The sequence below is a fragment of the Poseidonibacter sp. genome, assembly GCF_041821165.1.
In the GTDB taxonomy this organism is placed as follows: domain Bacteria; phylum Campylobacterota; class Campylobacteria; order Campylobacterales; family Arcobacteraceae; genus Poseidonibacter.
In genome coordinates this window covers 1-8291 of the sequence record NZ_JBGUES010000101.1, presented here as the reverse complement: position 1 = coordinate 8291, position 8291 = coordinate 1, and the positions used below count along the sequence as shown (strand labels likewise).

The following is an 8291-nucleotide window of genomic DNA, read 5'->3' as shown; positions in this document are numbered from 1 at the left end:
AGAACTTGAAGATAGAAATGATATTGGTAAATCGGCTACATTAAATGAAGATCAAATTAATGAGATACCAAAATTAGAACAAGGAGTAGCAGTAGTTTATCAAAATGGATGGGAAGAATCTATACTGTGCAAAATTCAAAAAAGTAAAATTGAAAATCAAACTTCAAAATATAAATACACTAAATCTGATTTTCATATAAATAAAAAGGAAATTTTTTCAAATATTGTCAAAATTATTACTTTAAAAAACGAAAATGTTATTACTAAAGACTTAGATGAGTTGCTAAATCATTTTAATGGTAATAAAGATATATATCGTATGTGGTCATCGAAAAATAAAATAAAAGCAGAAGCAATTGAGTTTATTAACAATATTGAAAGTAAAGATATAAGTGAAAAAATAAATATAATAAATAAGCTTTTTAAAGCTAATAAGTTATTTAATAACTATAAATCTTTCTCCAACGAAGAAAATAAAATGAACATATTTAATTACTTGAATTCACATTTAATAAATGCAAGTGACGCTATTTTAAATATAATTTATAGGGATATTATCATTGCAAACTTAGAACAAGAAAAACAATTAAAACATATTGAAGCATTGAGAATAGAACTAAATAATGAAAGGGTAAAATAAAGAATGGATGGATTAAATTTAAATAAAAGTGTAGAGAACTTTAAAGATTCAACTAAAGAGTTTACACATAATATTGAAGATCTTTTAGAAGATTTTAATTATACAAAAAATATTGAAACAGCTATATTACCACAAAAATATATGATTGATTCGTTACTAACACCAGAACAGATTGAAAAAAGAGATGAACTGTTCAAACAAACATTTGAAACGGGAGTAGAAAAGCTAAATTTAGCTACAGATGAAGTCGAAAAACTCTCAAAAGATATATTGAACTATACACTAGATGTGACTAATCAAGTTTATGAAGAAATAGGAGATAAGACCCCATCTTTTGATTATGAATCTATTGGAAAAAGTGCTTCATCTGGTGCAGCTATGGGAGGTGGTGTTGGTGCAGCTTTTGGATCTTTTGGAGGTGGTGTTGGTGCAGTACCTGGTGGAATAGCAGGAGCATTTACAGGGGCAATTTCCGGAGTTACTGGTGAAGTAGCTAGACAAATAGCTATTCATAATGGTGCATCAGATGCTTGGGCAAATGGTATTAAATTTGGTGTTGAAGTTGTAACAGCTACTGGTGTAAGTAAAATAGCTTTAAAGGGTGCTGAAAAACTTGTATCTACATCGGGTCAAGCACTAACAACTGCTTCTGAAACTAAGGCAGGTGAAATAGTTGTAAAACAGTATGATGATATTGCTAGGTATTCTGTAGATAAGATAAAAACAATTGGTTTTGAAGCTAAAGGTATCGTTAATAATTTAAAAATACATGAATTTGTTGATGGTTTTGGTAAACCACTATTCGCCAAAATTGACGAAGTTGTAGATATAACAAGAACTATAAAGATGCCTTATTTAGGTTCTCATCTTGATAATACAAATGCAGCAGGTTTTTTACGTGATAGTAGTAAATTTGCAAAACAATACGCTGAAAATTTTTCCGAAACATTAAGTAAATTTAATTTAGAAAGATGTCAAAACGGTTTGGCACCAATTGTAGATAAACAATGGCTTAAATTTAATCCCAATCATACTACCTTTATAGGGCAAAAACTTCAACATCACCATATAAATAATACAAATATTGCAGCCTATGTTCCTCAAGGGTTACATAATGGTGTAAAAAATCATTCTTTATTACACGTTGATGATATGATACTTGGAAAAGAAGTGGTTGATTTAATTAAACAACAAACAGGGAGAAGTTAAAATGCTAATTAATGATTTTTTTAATAAATATTACAGTGATATTAAAACTAAAGGTTTAACTAAAGACATAAATGTACCAAACTCAATGATCATCCAAAATATAGATGAAGAGTGGAAAGAGTGGAATCCTGTTGAATCAATTATAAATAAATACGATATATTAAAAATTGAAGACACTTATAAAATTACACTACCTGAACACTATAAAGAATATATTTGTTCTAAACAATTTATGGATATACAAATTAATGAATATACAGTTTTTGGAATAAATGAAATAAATACAATTGAAAATATATTCAAAACATTTCCAGAAAATACTCTTAAGTATGGTTTTATTCCTATTGGTCAAATCAATGATGAGGATTATATTGCACTAAATTGTCATAATGAAAATATAGTTAGTTTTGCTTATGCTGATTACTCTTTTAAAAAAGTTTTATTTAAAGATTTCAATGAATTTATTGAGTTTTTAATGGAGAAAATTTAGAATAATAAAATGACATCACTTTCATAATATAGTTTATATATAAATTATAAGGCAATAAAATAACTTATGACTATTGTGTAACAATGATGTGTCAACAATAAATAGGACACAAAATTTTGAAGAGCTTCTTTTGGAGCAGTTTTACTAACGGTAATATTGTTCCAAATAGAGTTAGATTTTTGAAAATACTCGTTTGAGAACTCGTTATTCTAACTTTAGATACTTTTAAATTATATGTATGAATTTATGTTACCATTCCAGTAATTCAACATTATTTTATAAAATAAAAAAGAAAAGTTCATTTATGAAAAAAACTGTTATTATAATTTCAATATTTTTTGCCATTGTTAGTTTTGGAGCAAATTTTATTTATGATAAGTTTGCGCAACTTAATACGCAAATATCAGATTTAAAAGCAGTTAATAAGAATCTTAAAATAAAAAATAATACATTAGCGAATAAACAAAAAGAGATTAAAAATAAAATTTCTCAACGAAAAAAAGAATTATTCCAGAAAAAACTAAATAGAGCAAAGAAAAAACTCGCAAAAGCAACCACTAGTGCAATTCCATTTGTAGGAACTGCTAGTGTAATAGGAGTGACATATTGGGAAATGCAAAACTACTGTAATGATATAAAAGAATTTAAGAAGTTTGAAGAATCAATTTTTGGCATAAATGAAGAATCTATTTCTGAAGAAGAAAAAGCACTGTGTGGCTATGATTATCAAACAATTGAAAAAATTGTTTTAAAAGATATTAATATGCTTAAAGAAGATACACAAAATTGGGCTTTTAAAACTTATGAAGAATGGAAATATAAAATAAATAGTGAATTAATATTAGATAAATGTCAGGATGAAACAGAATTATGCATACAATAATATTGATGTAAGAAACTAAACATTTCTCACATCTACAAAAGAACCTGATTCAAACTCATCTATTCTTGACACAAGATTATCTAATCTTTTAGCAGCATCGCTTGCTGTTTGAATTTCACCTTCTTTTAATCTTTTTGCTGAGGTAAAAATTGTATCATCTATTTCATATCTTATATAATCAGTCATTGGTGTTTTTATTACACCTGGTGCAACTGCTAATAGTTTGGTATTTTCTAACTCATTTGCGTATAAATTAATTAGCATATTTATTCCTGCTTTTGATAAAGAGTAAGCACCCCATCCTTTAGAACCATTTTTTGATGCACCTGATGATATTGCTATAATGTTTTTTACACTCATATCTGATAAGATATCTAGTAACTCTTTATTTGCATATACATTTATTTGTGTTACTTCTTTGATTTCATCTAAGCTTAAATCTTTTAAAGTTTTTATTTCACCTAGCATTCCAGCATTTAAAAATACAGTATCAATCTCTTTTATATTTGTAATAAATGAGTTTAAATCATTTTTTATTTTTGAAGTATTATTTAAATCAAAAGATTTGAAAAAGAAGTTTTTATTATCTATATTTGGTTTTGTTCTACTTATTCCATAAACTTTATAATTTTTTTCTAAATATAAATTAGCAAGAGCAAAACCCAATCCTGAACTACAACCTGTAATTAAAATACTTTTTGACATTTTTAGCCTTTATTATGTTTTAAATATGACATTGTATCAAAAAAATTATTATTTAAAAAAAATAATAAATTAAACTCAATTAACGATTTTTTGGCTATAATAATTCTACTTAAACAGAAGGGAAAAAGTATTTAGGTACTTTAAGAAAATTGCATCAATTTAAAATTACACCAAAAATTAAAAACTTAGATATCAAAAATCTAGAAAACAATCTATTTCATTATTCTTATGATAGTAAAAGCTTACGTTCATTATTTAGAAACAATATCTCAAAAGAAGATATGTCTTATATCTCTGCTTATAGTAGTTTTAGAGGTGAAGTTTATGAAAATGTAGTATATGAATTACTATTAGAGTATGCATTAAATGAAGAATTAATTACTAGATTTGTCTTAAAAGGTCCATATCAGGACAAAGAAAATTTATACATAAAAAGTGGGCTTCTAATAGATAGAAGTGCTCAAATAGTATATAAATCAGCTTATAAAGATATAAGTGAATTTGATGCTTTATTTTTTACAAAAGATTCTGTTTATTTTGTAGAAATGAGTACATCAAAAAAAACAGCTAGTTTAAATAAAAGATTAGTTAAAAAATATGCACTATTAAAAATGATTTTTCCTACTTTAATTATACGTGCTTTAATCATTGTAACAGAAGGTTCTGTTGGAATTAAAAACTTTCCAGAGTATGCAACTGTTTGGGTTACAAAAGATTTAGATAATGAAGAACTAATAGAAAAAATCATTTTTGCTAAAAAAAATACTAAAAATAAAGCAACTCTAATCCCAAGTAGACATAGAAAATATATAGAAACTTTAAAAATAAAATATAATAAATTTCAATATTTCCCAACATTAGAATGGATATTAAATAAATCACGTTCAAATCCAAAATATGCAGTTGATTTAAAATTCTTTACATCAAAAAAATTGGGTTTATATTTTGATATATTTACAAAACTTTATATTGGTTATGTTTCATCTGATGATTTTCTTATTTTATATCCAGAATGCGAGTTTATCGCAAGAACAAATAGAGTAATAGTATCAATTGAAAAAGTTAATCAAACACAATTAGATATTGTTTATTATTTAAAAGAAACAAATGGAAAACTTAAAAGAATTAGATTAGAAGAAGATAAGGTAACTATAAAAGATAAAGAATTAGATGGTTTTACAAATGCAGAAGTTAGATTTTTTATGAAAGTATTAGCACCAAAACATCAACTGAAAATTTCGGATATAAACTATATAAAAGAGAAGATGTATTTAATCAAATAGAATTTTCTTTTGTATTGAATCATAGTTATATATATCATCTCTAAATTGTACTTTTCCATCTTCATCTATCCAAGATGTTAAATATACCATATGAACAGGTATTTTCTTTTCTAAATTTAAATCTTTACTTTGAGTATCTGCTAATATTGTAGATACTTCTTCATAATTTATATTTGTATCTTTTTGAGATATTATTTCTAATAATTTTTTTGAATCTTCAACTCTAATGCATCCATGAGAATAAGCTCTTTTATCATATTGGAAAAATTGCTTTGCTGGTGTATCATGTATATAAATAGCATATCTATTAGGAAACATAAATTTCATTCTTCCTAGTGGATTTATATCACTAGGTGTTTGTATAAATCTAAGTGGTAAAGTAGGTTCTTGTTCTTCTATTGTTTTAGCATACATTTTCCAATCTATATTTTCAACATTAATTTTTGTAGAATCAAGTTCCCAATTTTCATGTATATAAATACCTTTATCATTTAAATAATTAATATCTTCTAGTATTTTTGGAACAATCTCTTTTTTTACAATACTTTGTGGAATTCTCCAATAAGGATTTATTACAATAAAAGACATTTTATTTGAAAATATTGCAGTAGGGTGTTCTTTATCACCTACAACAATTTTCATATCCAATGCTACTTCATTTTTATCATAAACTCTTAGTTTATATTCAGGGATATTTACTAAAAGATATTTTTCACCTAATGTTCTAGGCATCCATCTCATTCTTTCAATATTTAGTCTCATTTTTTCTATTTTTTCTTCAATTGGTATATTTAAATATCTTCTTGTAATATTTCCTACTATTCCATCTGCTTTTAATCCATGATTTTTTTGAAAAGAGATTACAGCTTTTTGAACATTCTCATCAAATGTATTAAAACAGTTATTTTCAATTGTTAAAGAACCTTCTGTTATTAAACTATTTTCATTATGTTTTTCATCATCAATTGCACAACTATTTGATAATAAATCTTCACTTTCTAATAATCTTTTTCTTAGAATCTTAACAATAGGTGAAACAGAACCTTCTTTTAAAAAGTTTATTTTTGGTACTTTTGTATATCCACCATTTTGTGATATTTGTTCAAATTTAATTATAGATTTTGATAACTCTTCTGCTTTTGGATAAGTATAATTTACAGCATTAAAAGCTATTGATAAATCATTGCTTTTTATTGCTTTAAATAAGAGTCTTTTATAGTTTTTTCTAGAAGTATATTTTTCCCAGTTTGATTTTATTTCTTCTTCTTCATCAAATATTTTTCTTTGTTCTTTAAATAATTCCCAATTAATAAAACCATTTGATAAATATTTCATATATCTATCATATATACCTGTAAGCATAAAATCAATTTTACTTAGACTTTGTATATATTTCTCATTTGATTTATCAAGTAATCTTAATTGTTCAACAACTTCATTTAATTTAAAAGCTTCGTTTGAATGATGTTTTAAAACTGGGTCATTTTGAATTGATGATAAAAGTTCTAATGCAATATTTTTAACACCATTTTCATTTATCCAAATAAGTTCATAATTAAAAGTTTTATAATATCTTTTAATTGATTTATCATCTAAAAATAAATAAGAAGTATTCTTTTGAAAAATTAATGATTGTACTATTTCTTGGGCTTGAGTTTTAAATATATTTTGTTTTTGTGTTTGAATATCTTTATTAAAATCTGTATGAGTAGATGCAAATAATATATTTGTAAAAATTAATATTATTAATATAATTTTATTCATATCTCACCTCAATTTAATCTTGTATACAAACTCATTATAGTTTAAATTACAACAATATCTGCTTTTAAAACTATAACTATTTACTCTTTAAGAATTATTTAATAAATTTTTTAAAGGGTTTTTTATAACGAACTTCCATAACTTCACTACTTATGTAGTTTATTTGATAATCTACCATTTGAGTAAATGGATTTATAAAATTATCTAAAGAAGTTTTATCTATATTTTCAATTTTATGTTTATTTAGTTGTTCTAAAACACAAAGTGTTGATTCAATAGTTGATAAACAATATTGATTAGGTTGAGTTTTTATTTTAAATTGAGATGATTTATCATGCTCAAAACTAACTTTTTTTAATTTAGATAGATTGGAACTTAATCTTAATATTTTTTTAGAACATGGCCAAGTAGAATCAATAATAAAAATTAAAGACTTTTTAAAAGTAGGGAGTTTTTGAGTATTTAACTTTATTGTTTCATCACCTGGATATAAAACATATGCTTCATACTCTTCATCATTTAAAAGTTCATTTACTCTTTTATGATTTGTAAAATCTACACCAATATGAAGTTCACAGTTTTCAATAGAATTATTAGTCATATGACCTGTTCCATTTTTTGTTTTTGAAAACTCTTTTGGATGCATTAAAATCACAAATTTTGTATTTGTTTTTATTGGTTTAATCGTATATTTACATACACAAGAACATTTTGGTCTATAACATTTATAACATTTTTCTCTTACTTCAAAATCTTGCAATAGGAACTTTCTTTTTATTTTTTGAAATTATAGTCAAATAGAGATTATATTTATTAGTTTTTTCACTTATTTGATTATAATTTCATAAATTTAACTTTTATAGGAATATTATGATAATACTTGAAGCCTTTGGCGCAGTTTTTTCAATACTTGGAGCATACTTAATGGCTTTGAGTTCAAAAGACGATACAAGGCCTTTATATATAGGATTTATTTGTTTTTTTATTGCTAATTTAGCATTATTAACATTTTTTACATTAAGTGGTAAAGTGCCTGTTATTATTCAAATGATTTTGTTTTTTATTACAGCAATAATAGGAATTTATAAACTTAGTAAAAATAAAAAAAGAGATAGTAAAATAATAGCTTTAGTTTTAAGTATTTTTATTGTTTTACAAATACAAATTGTTTTACCAAATATGAAAAATATTGATTTTACAGTATTACCAATTGATTTAATTGCATCATTTATTGCAATCACAGGAAGTTTTTTACTTTCAAGCCATAACCATATAGTAAGAGGATATGCATTTATTTGTTTTTTTGTAGCTGATGTG

Annotated in this window: 9 protein-coding genes; 6 read left to right on the top strand and 3 right to left on the bottom strand. The window is 24.5% G+C overall.

Annotated elements, in window-relative coordinates:
• The 4 genes from ACERKK_RS08670 to ACERKK_RS08655 form a co-directional block, all read left to right on the top strand.
• On the top strand, positions 1-640 hold a 640-nt coding region (locus tag ACERKK_RS08670; RefSeq protein ID WP_373772686.1), incomplete at its 5' end, for a hypothetical protein.
• Positions 641-643: 3 nt separating this feature from the next.
• Entirely contained in the window at positions 644-1849 is a 1206-nt protein-coding gene (locus tag ACERKK_RS08665) for a hypothetical protein (protein ID WP_373772685.1), read from the top strand.
• Between the two features lies 1 nt (position 1850).
• Complete coding sequence (locus tag ACERKK_RS08660) at positions 1851-2339, top strand: SMI1/KNR4 family protein (protein WP_373772684.1); 489 nt, start codon at positions 1851-1853, stop codon at positions 2337-2339.
• A 304-nt stretch (positions 2340-2643) separates the two neighbouring features.
• Entirely contained in the window at positions 2644-3222 is a 579-nt protein-coding gene (locus ACERKK_RS08655; protein WP_373772683.1) for a hypothetical protein, read from the top strand.
• A 15-nt stretch (positions 3223-3237) separates the two neighbouring features.
• On the opposite strand, the gene ACERKK_RS08650 is transcribed toward ACERKK_RS08655, so the two are convergent.
• The gene (locus ACERKK_RS08650; RefSeq protein WP_373772682.1) at positions 3238-3927 is read right to left on the bottom strand and encodes an SDR family NAD(P)-dependent oxidoreductase; all 690 of its coding nucleotides are present in this window, start codon (positions 3925-3927) and stop codon (positions 3238-3240) included.
• A 149-nt stretch (positions 3928-4076) separates the two neighbouring features.
• On the opposite strand from ACERKK_RS08650, the gene ACERKK_RS08645 reads away from it, so the two are divergent.
• Complete coding sequence (locus ACERKK_RS08645; protein WP_373772681.1) at positions 4077-5210, top strand: hypothetical protein; 1134 nt, start codon at positions 4077-4079, stop codon at positions 5208-5210.
• Here ACERKK_RS08645 and ACERKK_RS08640 read toward each other — a convergent pair.
• Both ACERKK_RS08640 and ACERKK_RS08635 read right to left on the bottom strand, forming a co-directional pair.
• Positions 5199-6974 carry a murein L,D-transpeptidase gene (locus ACERKK_RS08640; protein WP_373772680.1) on the bottom strand — a complete coding sequence of 592 codons (1776 nt, stop codon included), beginning with the start codon at positions 6972-6974 and terminating at the stop codon, positions 5199-5201. The genes ACERKK_RS08645 and ACERKK_RS08640 overlap by 12 nt on opposite strands.
• A gap of 94 nt (positions 6975-7068) precedes the next feature.
• A complete protein-coding gene (locus tag ACERKK_RS08635; RefSeq protein WP_373772679.1) occupies positions 7069-7734 on the bottom strand; it encodes a tRNA-uridine aminocarboxypropyltransferase in 666 nt (221 codons plus the stop codon).
• 110 nt (positions 7735-7844) lie between these two features.
• On the opposite strand from ACERKK_RS08635, the gene ACERKK_RS08630 reads away from it, so the two are divergent.
• Positions 7845-8291, top strand: a 447-nt coding sequence (locus ACERKK_RS08630) for a hypothetical protein (RefSeq protein ID WP_373772678.1), incomplete at its 3' end; no start/stop codon positions are given.